Source organism: Enterococcus sp. E4-150, assembly GCF_035726465.1.
In the GTDB taxonomy this organism is placed as follows: Bacteria; Bacillota; Bacilli; order Lactobacillales; family Enterococcaceae; genus Enterococcus_B; species Enterococcus_B faecium.
Window position 1 is genome coordinate 149,091 of record NZ_JAPRGK010000004.1, and the last position, 19,426, is coordinate 168,516.

At 37.9% G+C, this 19,426-nt stretch carries 19 protein-coding genes; 3 read left to right on the forward strand and 16 right to left on the reverse strand.

The genetic code is table 11. The features are described from left to right. Positions 1–10: 10 nt before the first annotated feature. From OZ002_RS05320 to OZ002_RS05330, 3 genes are all read right to left on the reverse strand, one after another. The gene (locus OZ002_RS05320; RefSeq protein ID WP_002295905.1) at positions 11–1,084 is read right to left on the reverse strand and encodes a hypothetical protein; all 1,074 of its coding nucleotides are present in this window, start codon (positions 1,082–1,084) and stop codon (positions 11–13) included. Beyond that, complete coding sequence (locus tag OZ002_RS05325; protein ID WP_002331763.1) at positions 1,077–1,994, reverse strand: coiled-coil domain-containing protein; 918 nt, start codon at positions 1,992–1,994, stop codon at positions 1,077–1,079. Before OZ002_RS05325 ends, OZ002_RS05320 begins: the two co-directional genes overlap by 8 nt. A 202-nt stretch (positions 1,995–2,196) precedes the next feature. Further along, positions 2,197–2,388 carry a hypothetical protein gene (locus OZ002_RS05330; RefSeq protein ID WP_002295907.1) on the reverse strand — a complete coding sequence of 64 codons (192 nt, stop codon included), beginning with the start codon at positions 2,386–2,388 and terminating at the stop codon, positions 2,197–2,199. A 158-nt stretch (positions 2,389–2,546) separates the two neighbouring features. On the opposite strand from OZ002_RS05330, the gene OZ002_RS05335 reads away from it, so the two are divergent. The 3 genes from OZ002_RS05335 to OZ002_RS05345 all read left to right on the forward strand — a co-directional run bounded on the left by OZ002_RS05335 (position 2,547) and on the right by OZ002_RS05345 (position 6,108). Further along, positions 2,547–4,055 (forward strand): DUF1846 domain-containing protein, encoded by a 1,509-nt coding sequence (locus tag OZ002_RS05335; protein ID WP_002295908.1) that lies wholly within the window; start codon positions 2,547–2,549, stop codon positions 4,053–4,055. Between the two features lie 234 nt (positions 4,056–4,289). After that, positions 4,290–5,471: a NupC/NupG family nucleoside CNT transporter gene (locus tag OZ002_RS05340; protein ID WP_002295909.1), complete on the forward strand. Its 1,182-nt coding sequence runs from the start codon at positions 4,290–4,292 to the stop codon at positions 5,469–5,471. Positions 5,472–5,559: 88 nt separating this feature from the next. Next, the gene (locus OZ002_RS05345) at positions 5,560–6,108 is read left to right on the forward strand and encodes a guanylate kinase (protein ID WP_002295911.1); all 549 of its coding nucleotides are present in this window, start codon (positions 5,560–5,562) and stop codon (positions 6,106–6,108) included. 255 nt (positions 6,109–6,363) lie between these two features. On the opposite strand, the gene OZ002_RS05350 is transcribed toward OZ002_RS05345, so the two are convergent. The 13 genes from OZ002_RS05350 to OZ002_RS05410 form a co-directional block, all read right to left on the reverse strand. Beyond that, the gene (locus tag OZ002_RS05350) at positions 6,364–6,876 is read right to left on the reverse strand and encodes a GNAT family N-acetyltransferase (protein ID WP_002331762.1); all 513 of its coding nucleotides are present in this window, start codon (positions 6,874–6,876) and stop codon (positions 6,364–6,366) included. A 43-nt stretch (positions 6,877–6,919) separates the two neighbouring features. Continuing rightward, positions 6,920–7,876 (reverse strand): sce7725 family protein, encoded by a 957-nt coding sequence (locus OZ002_RS05355; protein ID WP_125179341.1) that lies wholly within the window; start codon positions 7,874–7,876, stop codon positions 6,920–6,922. Between the two features lie 5 nt (positions 7,877–7,881). Then, positions 7,882–8,571 carry a hypothetical protein gene (locus tag OZ002_RS05360; protein WP_125179342.1) on the reverse strand — a complete coding sequence of 230 codons (690 nt, stop codon included), beginning with the start codon at positions 8,569–8,571 and terminating at the stop codon, positions 7,882–7,884. Between the two features lie 125 nt (positions 8,572–8,696). Further along, a complete protein-coding gene (locus OZ002_RS05365; protein ID WP_002321153.1) occupies positions 8,697–9,356 on the reverse strand; it encodes an amino acid ABC transporter permease in 660 nt (219 codons plus the stop codon). After that, positions 9,356–10,192 carry a transporter substrate-binding domain-containing protein gene (locus OZ002_RS05370; protein ID WP_002298445.1) on the reverse strand — a complete coding sequence of 279 codons (837 nt, stop codon included), beginning with the start codon at positions 10,190–10,192 and terminating at the stop codon, positions 9,356–9,358. Before OZ002_RS05370 ends, OZ002_RS05365 begins: the two co-directional genes overlap by 1 nt. Before the next feature lie 20 nt (positions 10,193–10,212). Next, on the reverse strand, positions 10,213–11,664 hold the full coding sequence (locus OZ002_RS05375; protein ID WP_002324849.1) for an amidase: 1,452 nt from the start codon (positions 11,662–11,664) through the stop codon (positions 10,213–10,215). 134 nt (positions 11,665–11,798) lie between these two features. Then, positions 11,799–12,743: a dihydroorotate oxidase gene (locus tag OZ002_RS05380; RefSeq protein WP_002295918.1), complete on the reverse strand. Its 945-nt coding sequence runs from the start codon at positions 12,741–12,743 to the stop codon at positions 11,799–11,801. Between the two features lie 83 nt (positions 12,744–12,826). Next, positions 12,827–13,474 carry a PepSY domain-containing protein gene (locus tag OZ002_RS05385; protein WP_156248995.1) on the reverse strand — a complete coding sequence of 216 codons (648 nt, stop codon included), beginning with the start codon at positions 13,472–13,474 and terminating at the stop codon, positions 12,827–12,829. Positions 13,475–13,703: 229 nt separating this feature from the next. Beyond that, positions 13,704–14,870, reverse strand: coding sequence for an SAM-dependent methyltransferase (locus OZ002_RS05390; RefSeq protein ID WP_002324076.1), 1,167 nt, complete (start codon positions 14,868–14,870; stop codon positions 13,704–13,706). A gap of 150 nt (positions 14,871–15,020) precedes the next feature. Beyond that, a complete protein-coding gene (locus OZ002_RS05395; RefSeq protein ID WP_156248994.1) occupies positions 15,021–15,836 on the reverse strand; it encodes a maltodextrose utilization protein MalA in 816 nt (271 codons plus the stop codon). Positions 15,837–15,848: 12 nt separating this feature from the next. Then, positions 15,849–16,700, reverse strand: coding sequence for a sugar ABC transporter permease (locus OZ002_RS05400; RefSeq protein WP_002288156.1), 852 nt, complete (start codon positions 16,698–16,700; stop codon positions 15,849–15,851). A gap of 2 nt (positions 16,701–16,702) precedes the next feature. After that, complete coding sequence (locus OZ002_RS05405) at positions 16,703–18,004, reverse strand: carbohydrate ABC transporter permease (RefSeq protein WP_156248993.1); 1,302 nt, start codon at positions 18,002–18,004, stop codon at positions 16,703–16,705. A 146-nt stretch (positions 18,005–18,150) separates the two neighbouring features. Then, complete coding sequence (locus tag OZ002_RS05410; RefSeq protein WP_002288159.1) at positions 18,151–19,410, reverse strand: extracellular solute-binding protein; 1,260 nt, start codon at positions 19,408–19,410, stop codon at positions 18,151–18,153. Between the last annotated feature and the right edge of the window lie 16 nt (positions 19,411–19,426).

Consider the following 19,426-nt stretch of genomic DNA (forward strand, 5'->3'; position numbering starts at 1 on the left):
ACTTATCCAATCAGGACTTTCTCACCATTAATGGGACCAAGAATTCGTAATTGATAAAGAAATCAATGACAGATCGTGGGTAGTCTCCAGATGAGATCGACAAGACTGTTTGATCTTTTTCGTTTGTTGTTATCGTTAAAGACTGTCCTTTATCTAATCGTACTTGATAAGTAGTTTCGTTGATCTTTTCCATATCGTAGGATGGATTTTTCATTGCCACGATAAAAATATCATCCAATACTTCATTCGTCAATTCAAATTCGCTCTGAAGATTCAAACGAAGTGGCTTCGTATTGTCTAGTAATGTCTGATTAACGGTAAAACCAAGTGTTCTTGCATGGGCTAATAATTGATTCAATTTGTGATTGAATATCGTGATCTGCCCTGCAGAGAATACTCGATCCACTGACCAGTGTCGGATCAAAGAAAGCACCCGGTCATCTTGGACATTGATTTCCATTGTCTCTGGTGATACGTTTAGGAGACTCATCGATTCCACTTGGTATCGTTGATCGATGGTCGGTAATACAAAGGAAAAGACTAATTCGTTTTGTCCATTCAACGTATAATTGATCGAAAAATGTCTTGTTTTCCATGTGTCATAAGCTGAATTTGACCGTTCCAGACCAATATCATTCAACGGTTTCAGTAATTCATACGTGAAGTATTCGATCAGGCTTGTCTTTCCGATCGTGGAGATTGGTTCTTCATTCAATATAAAACGATCATATGATTCTAATAATTGTGGAAAATCTGATTCGATCAAATCTTTTCTCATACGTAAATCCGCTAATTCTGCTTCCGCTGTTTCAATCAAACTGACGATATCTTGATGATCTTGCTCTTTTCCTTCTAAATACCCGGGATTTTCAGTTATTTCGTAAGCATGGGTGTTTTCTGCAGTATTCGTATTCGTCGGAGTTACTTTTTCTTTTTCGTGTATTTTTGTTTCCTCTAGCATAGGGATTTCTTCTGTGTCATCCAGAGGATTACTTGTTTGTTCTTCCAATGAAGTGTTCGTTTCTTCATGATCTTCTGTTTGTTCTTCATTTTTTGTCCATTCTGCTTCATCGTGTTCATTCATACTCGGAACCTCCTTCATTAGATTGATTATTAGGATTCTCATTGCCAAGATAATTCATCAAGAATTCATGGATTGCTTGACCGAATCCCTCTTTGCTACCGAAATAGCGTCTGATTTGCCTTTGTTCTTTTTCTACGATGGCTGCACGAAGCTGGTCCGCTCTTGCTTCTTGCTTCAATGCTTCTTTTTGCTGCTGGATTGTTTCAGGCGTCTCAATATAAGGAAGCCAGCCTAATTTTTCATTAGATAGTACTTGCTTCTTCTTCTCTAATTCTTGAATTTCTTCCTCGATTTTTTTACGATTCAAGAATCCTTTATTGTCGTTCAAATCAGTCATTTGTCGATTGATTTCTTTTATTTGTTCATCTAAACGTTCAATTTCTGTCTGAGCAGTGATCACCTTTGCGTCTAGCTCATTGATTTTTTTGTCATAGTCCGTTGACTCCGGTTGGGAATATTTCTCCCACTCTTCATCGATCTTAGGCAAAACAAAAATTTCTGGCAGACTTGCATCAATACCGACCGTGGGCCGATCATGGTAATAAGTGCCGATTTTGTAATAGCTCATCGTTGGCGAGATGCTTTCTACTTGTTCCATAAAAGGAAATTCCTGTAAAAAACGATCATGGATCTTACGCATCAGCAATTGATCGATCTCGTGATTTTCATTTGAGCTTCTTTTTAATTCTTCATTCAATCGGCCATTGTATAAACGGTAGATCTCAGGGATATCTTCTTCGCGGACAGCTTTTTCAAAAGCCTGTAAGTCTTCTACTAATTGGGAAAGATTCATGCTTGCTTTTTCTTTGATATCGTAAAAAGAAGACGATTCTTGTCCTGTATCCTGATCCGCGTTCGTCTCCTCTAGTTCGTCTGGCTCATAATTTGCATTTGTATCTGGCTCTTTCATACTACTTGCCTCCTCTTACTCATCTGTTTTTCACTTATTAATACTTCAATAGTACCATTTTCTGTAAAAAATTGTTATAAAAAAGAGCGGGCAATGCTCCATAAAACAGGCTGCACCAAAATTTGGTACAGCCTGTTTTTCGATCAACTAGTCTTTCCATCTGATAGGACAGAATCGAATCCAATGACCTTTATCTTATTTTTTATTTACTAGGCAGATCTCTTGTTGTGAAATGAATGCGCTGATGCTCATCACGAGTTAGCTGCGTTTCTTCGTTTAGATAAGTAAACGTCAATTGTTCCAATTCGGGATCTTCAAGCATTCTTTCATAACCGGTAAAAATCGAACGGATATAGTGTTTATATGCGTTTTTCTTTTTCTGTCTTTTTTTCATGTAGCACCTTCCTTATCAAAAACTATCATACCAATGAATAACTATCTAGACAAGTTGGATTAAACCATTTTCTTTGTTTTTTTGAGGAATTTCGCTCTTCCAGTTGACGAATCCTCAAAAAAATGAAAAAATGCTTTAGTACTTAAGGAGGGAACCTAGTGAAAAAAATTGGTTTTGATTCAGAAAAATATATTGAAGAGCAGTCAGCGTATATTTTGGAACGAGTGAACCACTATGACAAATTATATTTAGAATTTGGTGGGAAGCTAGTTGACGACAAGCATGCGAAACGTGTACTTCCAGGATTTGAAGAAGATGCGAAAATCAAATTGCTGCAAAAATTGAAAGATCAAGCTGAAATACTGATTTGCGTCTATGCTGGAGATATTGAACGTAATAAGATCCGTGGTGATTATGGGATTACTTATGATATGGATATCTTGCGGTTAATCGATGAATTACGTGGTTATGGCTTATTAATCAACAGTGTCGTTATCACTCGCTACAGTGGACAGCCTGCCACGAAAGTCTTTATCAATAAACTAGAAAGACGAAACATCAAGGTCTATAAACACTCAGAAATCGAAGACTATCCAGTCAACGTAGAAAAAATCGTCTCAGAAGATGGTTTTGGAAAAAATGAGTATATTGAAACAACTAAACCAATCGTTGTAGTGACAGCTCCTGGCCCAGGAAGTGGAAAGCTCGCTACTTGCTTGAACCAACTGTATCATGAAAGCCAAAAAGGGCATGCAGCTGGTTACTCCAAGTTCGAAACTTTCCCAGTATGGAATGTTCCGTTGAAACATCCGCTGAACATTGCTTATGAAGCAGCCACAGTCGATCTAAAAGATGTCAATATGATCGATTCCTTCCACTTTGATGCCTACAATAAAGTAGCTGTGAACTATAATCGGGATGTTGAGACATTCCCTGTAATCAAACGTATTATTGAAAAAATTACTGGTAAAGAATCTGTTTATCAATCTCCTACTGACATGGGTGTGAATCGTGTAGGATTTGGGATCGTGGATGATACCGTTGTCCAAGAAGCTTCTAAACAAGAAATCATCCGTCGCTATTTCCAAACAGAATGCGACTTCAAAAAAGGATTGATCGACGAAGAAGCAGTTAATCGAATCAAACTGATTATGGAAGAAGTCGGTTTACGTCCTGAAGACCGAAACGTGGTAGTCCCTGCCCATGACTATGCAGATAAGATTCAAGCGCAAAGTCCTACAAAAGATCCTTCTGCTGTGATTGCAATCGAATTACCAGATGAAGTCATCATTACCGGGCGTACAAGTTCATTGATGGATGCGTCAGCGGCAGTTATCTTAAATGCAGTAAAACATTTAGCCCATATCGCAGATGACATTCCTTTATTGTCACCATTAGTTCTTGAAACAATACAAGGATTGAAATCAAAGACACTTCATTCCTCTTTGGATGCACTAAGCATCAATGAAGTCTTGATCGCTTTATCAATCAGTGCAGTAACGAATCCAATCGCTCAAGTTGCTTATGATAAACTAGCTGAACTTGAGGGAGCACAAGCCCACTCTACTGTGATGGTCAATAAAAATGATGAACAAACATTGAAAAAACTAGGAATCGATATTACCTGCGCACCTGTCTACCCTTCCGAAAATCTATATTACCAATAGAAAAAGTTTACTTATAAATGTTGAAAACGAAACTATTAGCTTAATCAATAGTTTCGTTTTTTATAGACTTTACTAAGACGTTACACTTTTTAAACCTTTTATTTTGTTCGCTTTATTTTCTAATGGAAAATGAATGCGTTTCACTCTAAAAAAGTAATGAAAATTTCACTAAAGATTAGTATTTTATTTGCAAAACAGGTAAAATAAAACGGAATTTGGAATAGGAGTGATTATTTGAGTTATTTATTAGGTATTATTGGTTTATTTGTCACATTAGGGCTTGCTTTTTTGATCAGTAGTAACAAAAAAGCAATCAAATTGAAACCACTAATTGTGATGTTCGTTTTGCAGCTTGTTCTTGGTTTCGTATTATTACGTACAACTTTTGGTACAGCGGTTGTTTCTGTATTGGCAAAAATGTTTGATCATCTTCTTGCTTTTGCTGGGCAAGGTGTTGACTTTGTTTTTGCCGGTGTAGCAAATAAAGGAAGTGCACCTTTCTTTCTTTCCGTATTGATGCCAATCGTATTTATTTCTGCTATTATCGGTATTCTACGCTATATCAAGATTCTTCCATTATTTATGAAAGCTGTTGGTCTAGGATTAAGTAAAATCAACGGGATGGGCAAATTGGAATCTTATAATGGAGTAGCTTCTGCTATTTTAGGACAATCGGAAGTTTTTATTTCCATAAAAAAGGAATTACCCTTCCTATCTGAGAAACGTTTGTTCACCATGAGTGTATCGGCTATGTCTACAGTTTCTATGTCGATCGTCGGATCTTATATGGCACTGATCGATTCTAAATATGTGATCACTGCCCTTGTTTTGAACTTATTTGGCGGTTATATTCTGGCTTCAATTGTAAATCCCTATGTATTAGAAGAAAAAGAAGATGAGCTGATCATTGAAGAAAACAAAGAACAGACATTTTTCCAAATGTTGGGAGAATACATTCTTGATGGTTTCCATGTGGCGATCACGGTTGCTGCTATGCTTATCGGTTTTGTTGCTTTGATTGCCATGATCAATGCTATCTTCCACGGGATATTCGGCATCACTTTCCAAGAGATCCTAGGTTACATCTTTGCCCCTCTTGCCTTCATCAGCGGAATCCCATGGAAAGAAGCAGTGGATGCCGGTAGTATCATGGCGACTAAACTGGTTACAAATGAATTTGTTGCTATGACAGAATTAGCAAATGGTAATTTCCATTTTACTGAGCGTACAACAGCAATTATATCTGTCTTCCTCGTTTCATTTGCCAACTTCTCTTCTATCGGGATCATTTCTGGTGCGATGAAGGGATTAAATGAAGAAAAAGGAAATCTTGTCGCAAAACACGGATTGAAAATTTTGCTAACAGCGACTTTAGTCAGCTTTTTAAGTGCTATTGTGACTGGCTTGCTGGTATAATATACAAAAAAGCAAAGTTGCTTTTAAAAGCTTTGGAAATATTTTCCAAAGCTTTTTCACTTGTTCAATCATCAAAGGAGAAATGACAATGAATTATTGCTATGTATTTATCGGTCCTTCTGGTTCTGGAAAAACTTCACTCGCAGAAGCTATTTTTCAGCCGGAACAAAAGATCATTACTTACACGAATCGATCACCAAGACCTGGGGAAAAAGATCAAGAGGATTATTATTTTGTTTCTGACAATACATTCAATCAGATGATCAAGGGAAATGAGTTTGCAGAGTGGGACCAATATGCTCAACATAAATATGGTTCCAGTAAAGCAGAAATTAAAAAGAAACTGACAGTAGGAAATTGTTACGCCGTTTTGACAGCAAATGGTTTTTGGCATTTATATGAGTATTTCGGGACGGTAGTCCGTCCTATCTTTATTACGATCTCTAAAGAAACATTGCAATCGCGCCTGAAAAAACGTGGAGATTCATCTGAACAGATTTCAGCCAGACTGGCGGTTTATGTAGAAGATTTAGCACAGTTGAAACGTTTGAAAGCTATCCCCTCACTTTTAGTCGTGTCAAACGATGGAGCGTTCCAAGAAGCTGCAGATAAAATAAAAAAAGGATTATTGATATAAATGTATCGAATAATACTCGTAGGATAAGCCGAGAGGTCGTGACAAAAGCTATGTCACGACCTCTCGATGAAGGGAGTTTCAGAAAGCAGCTTTTTCGTAAAATACGCTAAAATTCCACAAAAATTTGAGAAGCATTTTCGGAAATTCTTTCTTGTTTTTTGAAGCTGGCCACTTCTGTTACAACCTCTTGGCTATCATATGATTGTTTTTTTCAGTAGTGTTAATGTCTTTATCTTTGCTCAGATGATTTTATAGTCAATTGATGATTATTTGATATGCTTTTCTTTCGCCGTGTTCAAAAGGAAATTCAATCATCCCTTGATAAGTGAATCCAGCAGAATAGATGGTCTTTTCCATCGGTTTATTAGCTGGATAAGTATCGATACGGATATCTTGGATATTTTTGCTGGCTGCAATCGTCAACAAATGTTCTAAGAACGGTTTTGCTAGTTTTTTTCCTCGAGTACTTTCTGCTAAAGCGACACGATGAATCGATAAATAAGGACCAGTTGATTCTTTCCAACTACCATCTATTTTTGTGTAAACGGGATCCACGCCTGAGACTAATGCAGCTGTTCCAGCAATTTGATCTTCCACTATTAATACATAACTTTCTTTTCTTTCAATATCGTTCAAAATCGTTTCTTTTGTTGGTTTCTGCCCGTTTTGCCATTGAGGAGAGCCTTGCGAAGCAATGAAATCCGCTGCGGCATTAATGATTTCTACCACTTCTTCTACTTCTTCTTTCCTTGTTTGCCGAATATACATCCAGTTTCCTCTTTTCTATTCCTTTTTCATTTACATTATCTAATCATTGGATCACTTCATATAGTTCCTGAACTTTTGAATAATATTTAAGCCAATCTTTTGGATGATCTAGCAGGTGACTAATAAGTTCTAAATGATGCATAAGTGACCACTTTTTCAACACTCCCAGTCCAGGGAATTTTTGTTGCTGGTAAAGAGCCAATAATTCAATCATTCCTGAAGTAATCAAGAGTTGATGATGGTGACGCATGATCCATTTTTTCATTTTATCTCCTGCTTCAAGAAACTTCAATGCTTGGTCTTTAGCAGAGTCGTTACTGTCAGAGACAAAATGTTTCACGCGTATATTGCCGTAAGCATCAATATACGTTAGATGGATAGCAAGCGCTCGGCTAGGGAACCCTTTATCGAAATAACGGCTACCTTCGATCGTGAAATCAGAAAATCCAATATATCCGTCTGCGTGGAAAAAAAGATAGTCATCACTAAAAAAGTCATCTGTTTTATCTGCATAACTTTCAACATGCTTTCTCGTTTGAAAAGAGTCACGGATCACAATTTTGTTTTCGGGCAGCCAGATGCGAAAGCGACTAGTATCTGGTATCAAAAATTTCGAATCAACTCCTGCCAACTGTTTCCACACCTCTGTATCTTTTGGGTAGTGCTGTCCATCGAAAACAAGAAACGCTGGAGGTGAATCCAGTACTTCACTGAGATTTTCTGGCGTTAAGATCTGTGCAGGGACGACAGAGCTATTTTCTTTGACTGTCCAACTGTGCACATGCTGATCGAATAATTTGAATTGTCCTACTTGGGGATTTTGGATCACAGCGATTGGATGGTGCTTTTTTTGAAATAATTCGATCACATTTTTAAGCGTAGCGGAATCACGTACTGGTTCGATCACTGGTTGGATTTTATTGGAGAGCAATCCTCGCGACAGTCCTTCTTTTAATGCTAATAGATCAAATTGTTTTCCTCTTAAATAAGGATAGTACATATTTTTCACTCCAATGGCTCTGTAGGCAACCGACGGATCTGCTGTTGTTGCCTCAAATATTCATAATCATGCTGAAGCGCGATAACTTCTTCTTGCAACTCATTGATTGCCTGACTAGCTATTTCCTCTAAAAACCGTTCATAATGTCGTTCGTTAGAAAATGGATCTTGATTTTCTGAACGTCTTTTCAATTCTTTGTACAATTGATCTGTTGGAAAATATTTTACGCCTCGCTCCATTTGCTTTGCTTTTCTTACTTCCCTGAATAAAGAAGCCATGAAGCGGTTTGTCAAAGCTTCTTCCGGTACAGCAAGCTCTTTCTTTGCTGCTTTTTTCGCAATCAGAAATGTACCAGAGGCAGTCATCTCCTCTTCAACCGTGTACGGACGATACACTAAAACACCTATTCCTGTAGGGATTTCAGTTTTTACTTCTTCATATAGTTTACTTGGTAAAACAAAATAATTATAATGTCCAACAAATGACAGTTTGGCTGTAGAGCGAAAATCTGCTTTTGTCACTTTCAGCTCATAGCATCGCCATTCTCGGCTTCCATCAAATTTTGTCAAGCAGCTAAGCGTATCTACAATTCCTTGGTCATCAGGCATCGTGACTTCTTCTACAACCAAGCCGCCTTGCTCGATGCAATATTGGTATAACGAGGATTCTATTTCGATGGTTAGCGGGGTCTTCATGTTTTCTACCTCCGAACATATTTTCGATTTACATTTTACATGAAATGGTTTTAAAATACTAGGCAGAATATACAAGAAACAAAAAATAGAAATGGTGCCAGCCACGCTAGCACCATTTCTATTTTTCAGATTGACTGATGGATAGAACGTTTTTCTAAATACTGTTGCACTTTTTCGATCCCGATACAAATGACCCAATAAATCAGTGCAACTAAAATATAGAGAGAAAAATAATCGAATGTCCGACCGCCTATGATCTTTGCTTTTTGAAATATTTCTGGCACTGTGATTGTTGCTGCTAACGAAGTACCTTTCACTAGATCCATAGCTACGTTACTGAGTGCCGGTACCGAGATTCGAAAAGCTTGCGGCAAAACGATATATTTCAATACCCCAAAGAAAGAAAAACCAGAAGCTAAACCAGCGTCCCACTGACCTGAAGAAACGCCTGCTAGTGATCCTCGATAGATTTCACCAATAAATGCACTGCTGGTAATCGTAAAGCAGATGACTGAAGCCGTTAAGGCACTTAATTGATAAGGTAACCCGAAATATAACAGAAACAGCAGGACTAGTGCGGGAATGCCTCTAAAGAACGATAAATAAAAACGAATAAATACATTCAGAGGCAGCCAATCCAAAAGACCTAAAACTGTCAAAAGCAACCCTACCAAATTTCCTAAAAGAAACGACACGAAGCCAATCCCTAATGTGTATACCAAGCCTTGCAGTACGAAAGGAAGTGAAGTCCACATGAGGGAAAAATCAATTAGAGGAAAGTACATCACTCACTCACCGACTCAGCCATCGTTTCTTTCGGTTTGACTGAAACATCAGTTTGAAAATATTTTTCAGATATTTTCTTTGTCGTCCCATCTTCTTTCATCTCTTTTAATACGCCATCGATTTTCTTTTTCAGAGCATCATTTCCTTCTTTCAATAAAAAACCACTTTCGTTTTCATTGAAATAAACGTTCTCCAGTATTTTTACAGGGATATCTGGTAAAGCAGATACGGCCATTTTCTGCAGATAATAATCATTTAGAATAACGTCTGTTCGACCATTTGCTACATCGCTTAAATACTGATCATTCGTGGCATTGTCATATGTGACTAATTTAGCTCCGTGTTTTTCCGCTAAACGCATATAGCTAGTATTGGGTTCGCCAGCTGCTTTTTTCCCTTTAAGATCTTCAAGTGAGTGGATTCCTGAATCATCTTTTTTTCGTACGATCATACTGTCAAATGAATATTTGAAAGGCTCTGAAAGGGAGAATTTTTTTTCTCTTTCTTTTGTGATACCAAAATCGTTCGCAGCAAAATCTGATTCTCCTTTTGAAACAGAAGTGATTTGTCCATCCACGTTGTATTCTTTAAAGGAGATTTTGACATTTAACCGTTTAGCCACCTCTTTTGCCAAATCTACGTCATAACCAACTAATTCATTTTGATCATTATAATAAGATGCGGGAAACAGTGTGCCAGAAGTCGCTACTACTAATTCTTTCTTTTTTTCTACATTACTCCAGCTGTTATCTTCCTGATTAGCGGCAGCTGTACCGCAAGCGCTTAAAATAAAAAAGGCACTAGTTATTAGAGCAAACAATCTTTTTTTCTTCATTCTTCTTCTCCTTGTTTCTGCTATTTCCATGGATTTGGTAAATGGAACTGATGATTTGCTTCAAATAGATAGCCGATTTGAAATAGCAAATCTTCTCTTCCTCTGGCAGCCATAAATTGGATTCCTAGAGGCATGTTTTCTTTTGTCAAATGAGTAGGCAAGCTGATTGCTGGTTGTCCAGTCAGATTAGCCAACTGTGTATAAGGTGTGATCTTCAAGCTCTCCTCAAACATGGAAGAAACAACGTCTAAAGCTTCTACTTCAGAACAATCACTGATGTGTTCCATCTGTGCTCTTATCGCATCACTTTGCAAATCTTCGCTGATTTTAGGGGCGGTAAATGCAGTCGTTGGTGAAAGGAATAGATCGTATTCTTGATGTAGGTTTTCCATGACAATTGCTGCTTCATCCCATACATGCAGAGAATCGATGTAAGTAGCGGCAGAGAGCTTCTGACCATATTGGAACAAAGTCCAAGAAATGGGTTCAAGTTCTTCTTTTCTGACAGCTCGCTGGATGCCTGTTTCAATCGAGCGGATCATTGCTGCTGTTTCTGCGCCATTCATCTGATAATAAGACGTGATCAGTTTACGACCATCTAGTGGGTAAGGAATCTCTGTCAAATCATGCCCTTCTTTTCCAAGGAAATCTACAGCTTTTTTTACAGCAAGTACTGCCTCTTCACTAATCTGTGAGTGGATCGGTGAATCAACACAAAAAGCTATCTTCAACCGTTTTTTTCTTGGATGTGTTTGCCACTCAACTGGCGATACTTGATATGGCGCACCGGAATGGATACTTCTCATCCCATAAAATAAAGCCTCCGTGTCTCTCATAGAAACTGTCAAGCCGAAATCAATAGCAGCTCCTTGCCATCCTCTCCAAGCATATGGACCAACTGGCATCGTCCCTCGCGAAGGTTTCAGCCCAATCAATCCGCAAAACGAAGCGGGTATTCTAATAGAACCACCGCCATCACTAGCACCAGCTAAAGGAACGATTCCTGATGAAACTGCAGCAGCAGCTCCTCCACTTGATCCGCCCGGTGTACATTCAAGGTTCCAAGGGTTTCTTGCTGGGCCATAGATGACTGGGTCTGTAATATTTTTGAAACCAAACTCTGGCGCATTGGTTTGTCCAAAAGGAACTAGACCTATCGCTTCTGCTTGCCGCACATAATTAGATGTATGAGAAGCTCGGTGTGTTTCAAATAAACGAGATCCTGAAGTAGCTAGCCATCCCTTTTTTTCTTGACCGAGCATTTTTAAAGGAAATGGGATACCAGCCAATGGCCCTTTTTCTGACTGGGGAATCAATAGCTCGTGGGAATTACTCTCGAATGGTTCAAGCGCGACAAACGCATTCAATTCATGATTTTGCTTCTTTATTTTTTTCTGTATATCCGTAACTAGTTCTTGAAAACTAAATTCTTTTTCTTTAAGCTCTTTTGCTAATTCTGTTGCATCATTCATATTATCCTCCTTTTTGCCTCTGTTATTTTCCCACAAGTTCGTCTAACATACAATGAGTACGCTTGCACAGGAATGAACAGACGAGTGTTTTTTATAAAAAAAGACGAAGATCAATCATGACCTTCGTCTCTTTGCTATGAAATGGTGCGTAATTTGCCTTTAAATTCGTCAATTGACGTATATCCTTTTTCTGACATAATCTGCGTTAATTCTTTTATGATTCTAGAAAAAATTTCCGGCCCTTCTTTATGAAGCTCGGTACCAATCTGTAACATGCTTGCGCCACATAGCAGATGTTCAAATGCATCTTGTCCTGTCCGAATCCCACCTGTACCAATGATTTGGATTTCTGGTTTCAAACGTGTATAAAAAGCGCGAACATTTGCCAAAGCAGTCGGCTTGATATACTCTCCACCAATGCCGCCGAACCCTTCTTTTGGTTTGATGACTACTGCTTCTTGTTCTGTATCGATATACAAACCATTGCCCACACTGTTGATAGCATTGACATAGGTCAATGGAAACTGATTCAAGATATCAGCCATCTGATCAAAATGAGCAAAATCAAAATAAGGAGGCAATTTGATTCCTAGCGGCTTAGAAAAGATGCTGAATACTTCTTTCAGTGTTTCATAAGTGGCCTCAAAATCGTAAGCTAGTTGTGGTTTTCCAGGCACATTGGGACAAGATAAATTTAATTCAGTGATCCCATTAAACCCACTTTTTTCTATTTTCTCAAGCATTTCCAAGTTTTCCTGGACACTCATCCCGGCAATGGAAAAAAATAACGGTTGATTTTGGTTTTCCTGCACTTTTTCATACGCAAGAGCATACTCTAGATAATAAGAAAAACCTAGGTTTGGAAGTCCCATAGAATTGATACTGCCTAAAGGAACATCAAAATAGCGTGGTTCGGGATTTCCTTTTCGTTCATTGATCGTACAGCTCTTAGTGATAAATGCTCCTGCTTCTGAATGAGCCAGTTCATCTAATTCCTGGGTAGTCATGCAGTGGACACCAGATGCATTCATCAAAGGATTGGCAAAGATATGATTGGCAAAGGTCGTTTCTAAACTCAAGTAAATCGCTCCTTCAAACAAGTTATTTTATCTAGTGTATCATGACTAAAAGAAAAATCAACTCTTGTTTTCCGAAGAAATTCTTAATCATCTTGTTCAGTTGACAGTACTTCGCCTGTTTGGCTATTGATCTTGACTGATGTACTTTGATTGCCGTCTTTTACTTTGACTTCCCAATAAGTAGTACCTAAATCTTTATCCAAATCCCAATCTGTTGCCGTACCGCTTCCTACTTTGTCGACGGCGATTTTTGCTGCTTCCTCAATCGTGATCAATTTATCAACATCCAGACCATCTTCTTTTTTCTTTTGACCATTTTGTTCATCTCGATCTAGAGTTCCTGGATTCTCTGTCTCCATTTTTTCATTTTGAGCATCAATTCTTGCTTCGTATTCTTTTTGATCATCGACACCTTCTATCTTGTAGAAGTAAGATCCCCAATCACTATCTAATTCCAAACTAGTAATTGCAGTATCTGGGTATTTATCTTGGAACAATTCGATCGCACGAGTTGCAGACACTTTGATATCTGACTGAGTACTTGCTTCACTAGAACTTTTTGTCTGGCTAGACGAAGATGTGCTTGCTTTTGTTGAGGAGTCCGATACCTGTGAAGAGCGCTGTTCGCTACTGGAAGACGTATTCCCAGATGTGCCTTGATTGGTATTTGATTGACAAGCAGCTAAAAACAAAGCTGCAAATAAACTAGTATAAATAACAGTTTTTTTCATTGATTCGATCCCCTTTGTTATAAAATAGTATTCTATTACAAGTATAACGAAGAAAAAATTTTCTGTCATGTTTAAAAATTAAAGAACCAAACTTTTATTATGAAAATATAAAGAAAAAGAAACTAAGCTTTAGAGACAATCCTAGAAGTTAGACAAAAAAGTTCACTTCTGGAGCATCATAAAACTTAGCTTCTTTTTAAATAGTCTTTAAACAGTACTTTTGCCTCAATTATGCCCGATGCATTGGGATGTCATTGTTTCCAGGTTGAACAAGCAAATATTGAATCACATCGATATTACTTGATTCAAATGAAGCTGCACAAGCTTGTAAATATAGATCCCACATTCGATAGAAGGAATCACCCATTTCTTTCGTGACTTGATCTTGGACTTGATGAAAATTCTTTGTCCAATGTTCTAATGTCAATTGGTAGTCACGACGTAAGCTTTCCAAATCAATCAGTTGCAAATCGTTTTTTGTAATATTATCAACTAATTCAGTAACACCAGGGACATAACCGCCAGGGAAAATATATTTATTGATCCAAGCATTTGTCGCACCGCCTTGTTGTCGGCTGATTCCATGGATCAAAGCTGTTCCTTTTGGTTTCAATAAATCTTTTACCACTTTGAAATAACCTTCAAGATTTTCAGAACCTACATGTTCGAACATACCTACACTTGTTATATGATCAAACGTTTCGCCTTTTAGTTCGCGGTAATCCATTAATAATACACGGCATTTATCTTCTAAATGTTCTTCTTTTATTCTTTTGGTAATCAAATCGTATTGTTCTTCACTTAGTGTGATCCCAGTTGCCTTGACATTATACTCTTTGGCAGCAGTGAACATCAATGTTCCCCAGCCACAACCGATATCAAGCAACGTTTCGCCTTCTTTGATAAAGAGTTTGTCTAAGATATGATGGACTTTATTGATTTGTGCTTGTTCCAACGTATCTTCAGGTGTGTTGAAATAAGCACAAGAATAAGTCAAAGTTGGATCTAGCCAAAGTTTATAAAAGTCGTTACCTAAGTCATAATGCGCATGGATATCTTCTTTGTTTTTTTGTTTCGTATGTTTTTCTTTCTTTGGCAGCCATTTTAGATAATCTTTTCCTCGTAAAAAGCTGTTTGCTTGCTGATAAGCATCATTGATCAATGCTTGGATACTTCCCTCGATCTCGATTCGATGATCCATATAGGCTTCTCCTAGTGCCAAAGAAGCGTTACTTGTAATCTCTTTCATTGGGATTTCTTCATGGATATTGATTTTGATTTGGGGAGGAGTGTCCGTATCTCCGTATTGTTTCGTTGTACCGTCCCAATAATTTACTTCGACAGGGAGCGAGAAAGAACGTGAAAATAATTGATTGTATAAAGTTTTCTCTAACATGATTTTCCTCCTTAAAAAAACTACCCTATTACGTTAATACTAAAAAAGAAAAGAATCAACTAAGAAGTTTAATTTTTTCAGAAATTTTTCAAAAACTACTTTATTTTTCATTTTTTTCACATTCATTGTCGCATAAATCGCTTAAACTTGTCATTCGACACGCTTATCTTTGAATCTTGTTTTGACAAAAACCCATAAAAGCAGCAAGACAGTTATCGTTGTTTGGACACTTAGCATCAAGATAAAGTCAAAGTGGATAAACCCTACAACTGCTGCTGCCATGGAACCTATTCCCATAACATTCAGCATCAAATTTGCACTCTCTTTGAATGTATGAATGGATGAAAGTTGGCTTTTTCTTGTCATCCACAAGAAAAAGGAAGCCCCGAATAAAATGAGACTCGTCATGACAAATAGGACAAGACCAAGACTTAAACTATAAGATAAAATGATTGTTGGACGATTACTGGCATAAAATTCTCTTTCTAAAAATCGTTGGAAATCTTCGGGCATACGTACAGAATCTGGTTGGAAAGATGGGCTATAATTCATCGTATAGCGGCGTATACCAGATTTGTCCTTTTGTTGGATCACCCATTGTTCCTTCTCAAAATCAATAAAAGTTCCATGATCGGATTGTTGTTTCTCAGATAAAGACACACCTACCAAAATTTCAGGGGTCACAGCTATCGTTTGTTGCGATGATTGTAACCCAGTTTCAGATAATTCAAGTTCAGAAAATTTTTTGGTTCCTTGTTCATCGATCAGCGAATGAACGGATAGAAATTGTTCTAATGGAATCGCTTGGATCTGATTGGCATAAAAAAGAGTCACAGGCATGACCATCAAGGAAACTAAAAATACAAATATCAAGAAAAATTTAGGCCATGATAATAGTTTGCGTCCCGCAAACACTTGAGTTGGCGTACGTAATGCGGAAAAATAGTTTAACGGAAATGTTTGCATGATACTCTGCTCCTATCCTTTTGTTCCGCCAGATGTCAGGCCGGTAACAAAGTTCTTTTGTAAAAAGAAGAATAATAGACAAATCGGTAGTGCAATCAAAATTGCCCCAGCAGCAAAAAGAGAGACTCTTTGGTTTGTCACATCAGAAATAAATGTTTGTAAGCCGACAGCAACAGTCTGATTTTCAGGTGTTCGAAGCAGGAACTTAGCTAACATGAAATCCCCAAAAGGTCCCATAAAAGCCCATAATGCTTGAACGGCGAGCATCGGTTTGACAAGCGGTAATACAATCTGGAAAAAAATCCTGAAATGCCCTGCCCCATCAAGTTTAGCAGATTCATCTAAATCTATTGGTACAGTGTCAAAGTATCCTTTCATCAGCCAAGTATTCATTGGAATTCCACCGCCTATATAGATCATTGTCAAGAACCAGTACTTATCTAGCGCCTCTAATAGGAAAGCCATGACATAAAAGGCAGTCAATGCTGCCATAGTCGGTACCATCTGAATCACTAAAAAGAACATCAAACTTGATTTGCGGCCGATAAAACGATAACGGCTATACGTATAGCCAGCTAAAGTTACTACAGTTACTTGTACGATCATCGTTAGGACAGAGATGATTAACGTATTTTTATACCAAGTCCCGTAAAGTGTTTCACTGAATAGCCGAGTAAAGTTTCCTAAAGTCCAGTCACTTGAAAGATCTAAACTAAAAGCCGCAATATTTCCTGACTTGAAGGCAGTACTTGCTGTGATCAAAAGCGGATAGATGATAATGACTGACAGTATTAAAAGAAAAAAGTAAGTAAAAAAGTGAGAAAGTCGTTTTTGGAATCGAGCACTCGAATGAAATTTTTTCATTGTTAATCCCCCATATTGAACGCATTTGTCTTTTTAAATACCAGCAATGACACACAGATAACGATGATGGAGATAATCAACGTGATTGCTGAAGCCATAGAATATTGCGGAGAAGTTCCAGTCGTAAGTTTATAGATCCAGGAAATAAGAATATCAGTAGAACCAGCTCCTCCGCCTACGCTTCCGGGACCACCATTGTTAAACAGATAGATCATGGAGAAATTATTGAAATTCCCCGTATACTGTGTAATAAATGTTGGCGCTGCCACTAGGAAGACAGCAGGAAGCGTGATGTTTGAAAAGCGCTGCCATGCATTTGCTCCGTCGATTTTTGCTGCTTCATATAAGTCTTCTGAAATCGATTGTAAGATTCCTGTAACCATCACATAGATATAGGGAAATCCTAACCAGCCCTGCACTAAGATAATTGCTACTTTCGTCCAGTTGGGATCTGTTTTCCAAGAGATTGCACTGATATCTACAAAAGGAAACTGGTTTAGGAAAGGAATCACTTGAGTATTGATGGCTCCTACGCTGTCGTTGAATATATTCGAAAAACTCATGATAGTAATAAAAGCTGGGACCGCCCATGGTAATAAGAAAATGATACCGAAAATACGTTTGAATTTAATAAATTTCTGGTGAGCAACAACCGCTGTGAGAATACCAAGGGTGATTTGCAAAGTTGTTGCACATAAAGTCCAAATCACGGTCCACGAAAAGACTGCAAAAAAAGTATTACGATATGAGCTTAAAAAGAAGATACTAAAAAAGTTTTTAGCCCCTACCCAATCAATCAAACTGGCTGGTGGAATATGATTGAAGTCATAATTAGTAAATGCAGTGAACAATGTAACTAGGACTGGGAAAATGATCGTAAAAATCATGAGAAGATAAGCGGGAAGTGTCAATAGATAAGGAAAACCTTCATCACCTATATTATGTATGACTTCCTTCATCGTCCGATTGATTTTTTTGCCCTCTTGACGCATCTTCGCTACTCGATAAGCGTCTAAAAGATTCAAACCGTAAAAAATCAAGAAAATGATTGTAATGATGAATTGCAAAGTGCCTTCAATCAAAATAAATAATGAATGATCTTCCATTGGTATACTTCCCAAAGTAACCAATCCTACCAATGCATGAAATCCGCCCAGAAGCATCTGACCAATGAATAGGACGAATATGGCGAAAAAAACGATACCTTTAAAAGCTTGGCCATTTACAAACTGCCCCATCCCTGGAATAAGTGAACAAAGCGTGATTTTTTTTTCGTTGATATTACTTGTTTTATCTTGCTGCATCTGAATGCCCCCTCTAAACTTGCTAAACCGCAAACTGCTTTTAAGATAATGGCAACAAGAGCAAGATAATTTTCCATCTCGCTCTTGCCACTTTTATCTGAAGCACCTGTTCCATTTTTTATAAAAATGGACGGTTATCATTTTAATCAGTATTTTTGTTCTATGGCTTCACTGATTGTTTTTACTGCTTCATCTGCGGATTCTTTTGGTGTTTTTGAACCTGATGCTGCATCGAACATCAAGTTTTCTGCACCTGTCCAAACTTCGCCCATTTCTGGGATGTTTGGCATCGCTTGAGCTGTTTCATATTGTTCAATCACAGCTGTTGTTAATTCATCGTTTTTAGCCTTTGCTGTTTCCCTAGCTTGTTGGTTTGCAGGGATTTCATTTACCATTTCAAAGAATTTTTCTTGATTTTCCTGATTCGTTACATAATCAAGCCATTTTTGAGAGAGGTCTTTGTTTTTAGCATAATTGCTGACTACCCATCCTTTTCCTCCGCCAAACGGTTGATAAGGCTGTCCATTATTTAGAGTAGGAATTTTGGCTACACCATAATTGATATTGTTTTCTTTGTATGTTTGCGCTTGCCATGGACCGTCAATGATTGCTGCAGTTTTATTGGACATGAATTGCTGGCTGGCGAAGTCTCCTGCACTTTTTATGTCTTGCATTCCCTTTGGCCAAACATTTTTGAACCAATCTGTTGCATAAGAGATTCCTTCTACAGCACCTGCATTATTCAAACCGATATCTGAAGGATTTGTACCATCATCACCAAATACATAGCCACCGTAACCTGCAATTAAACCATAGGAATAATAAAAGTCAGTCCATTTAGCTAAAAATCCTGTATTTTTTCCTGCTTCTGACTCAAAAGCAAAACGACTGTCTTTGGATAGATTCTCCAAATCTTTAAACGTTGATGGTGCTGTATCGACTAAATCTTTGTTATAGTACAAAACAAGGGTCTCGATTACTGCAGGTTCTCCGTAGATTTTTCCATCATAAGTCACTTGGGCTTTGTCTGTTTCATCGTAAGCTGCTTCATTTCCCAGTTTTACTTCCGCCAGATGTCCTTGCTGTCCTAACGCACCGATCCGGTCATATGCTGCCATCATAACGTCAGGTCCCTTTCCAGCAGGCCCATCTAACGCTAATGATTCCAACTGATCGAACATGTCCTTTTCTACTAGCTTGATTTTCACATCGTTTTCTTTTTCGAAAGTGTTTTTTATTTCGTTTATATAATCTTTATATCCAGAATCAACGGAAACTGTTAACGTTTTTCCTTCATCGGCTTCCCCTTCTGCTGAAGAGTTACCATTGCCACAAGCCGCTAATCCGCCTAAGATTCCTAAAGAGATTAACCCTAAACCCAACTGTTTCACACTTCTTTTTTTCATCCTCATTTCCTCCTGT

Bases quoted from the DNA above. Each gene is read 5' to 3' on its own strand.
- OZ002_RS05320 (WP_002295905.1), bottom strand. From the start codon at position 1,084: ATGAATGAACACGATGAAGCAGAATGGACAAAAAATGAAGAACAAACA.
- OZ002_RS05325 (WP_002331763.1), bottom strand. From the start codon at position 1,994: ATGAAAGAGCCAGATACAAATGCAAATTATGAGCCAGACGAACTAGAG.
- OZ002_RS05330 (WP_002295907.1), bottom strand. From the start codon at position 2,388: ATGAAAAAAAGACAGAAAAAGAAAAACGCATATAAACACTATATCCGT.
- OZ002_RS05345 (WP_002295911.1), top strand. From the start codon at position 5,560: ATGAATTATTGCTATGTATTTATCGGTCCTTCTGGTTCTGGAAAAACT.
- OZ002_RS05350 (WP_002331762.1), bottom strand. From the start codon at position 6,876: ATGTATATTCGGCAAACAAGGAAAGAAGAAGTAGAAGAAGTGGTAGAA.
- OZ002_RS05355 (WP_125179341.1), bottom strand. From the start codon at position 7,876: ATGTACTATCCTTATTTAAGAGGAAAACAATTTGATCTATTAGCATTA.
- OZ002_RS05360 (WP_125179342.1), bottom strand. From the start codon at position 8,571: ATGAAGACCCCGCTAACCATCGAAATAGAATCCTCGTTATACCAATAT.
- OZ002_RS05365 (WP_002321153.1), bottom strand. From the start codon at position 9,356: ATGTACTTTCCTCTAATTGATTTTTCCCTCATGTGGACTTCACTTCCT.
- OZ002_RS05370 (WP_002298445.1), bottom strand. From the start codon at position 10,192: ATGAAGAAAAAAAGATTGTTTGCTCTAATAACTAGTGCCTTTTTTATT.
- OZ002_RS05375 (WP_002324849.1), bottom strand. From the start codon at position 11,664: ATGAATGATGCAACAGAATTAGCAAAAGAGCTTAAAGAAAAAGAATTT.
- OZ002_RS05385 (WP_156248995.1), bottom strand. From the start codon at position 13,474: ATGAAAAAAACTGTTATTTATACTAGTTTATTTGCAGCTTTGTTTTTA.
- OZ002_RS05390 (WP_002324076.1), bottom strand. From the start codon at position 14,870: ATGTTAGAGAAAACTTTATACAATCAATTATTTTCACGTTCTTTCTCG.
- OZ002_RS05395 (WP_156248994.1), bottom strand. From the start codon at position 15,836: ATGCAAACATTTCCGTTAAACTATTTTTCCGCATTACGTACGCCAACT.
- OZ002_RS05400 (WP_002288156.1), bottom strand. From the start codon at position 16,700: ATGAAAAAATTTCATTCGAGTGCTCGATTCCAAAAACGACTTTCTCAC.
- OZ002_RS05405 (WP_156248993.1), bottom strand. From the start codon at position 18,004: ATGCAGCAAGATAAAACAAGTAATATCAACGAAAAAAAAATCACGCTT.
- OZ002_RS05410 (WP_002288159.1), bottom strand. From the start codon at position 19,410: ATGAAAAAAAGAAGTGTGAAACAGTTGGGTTTAGGGTTAATCTCTTTA.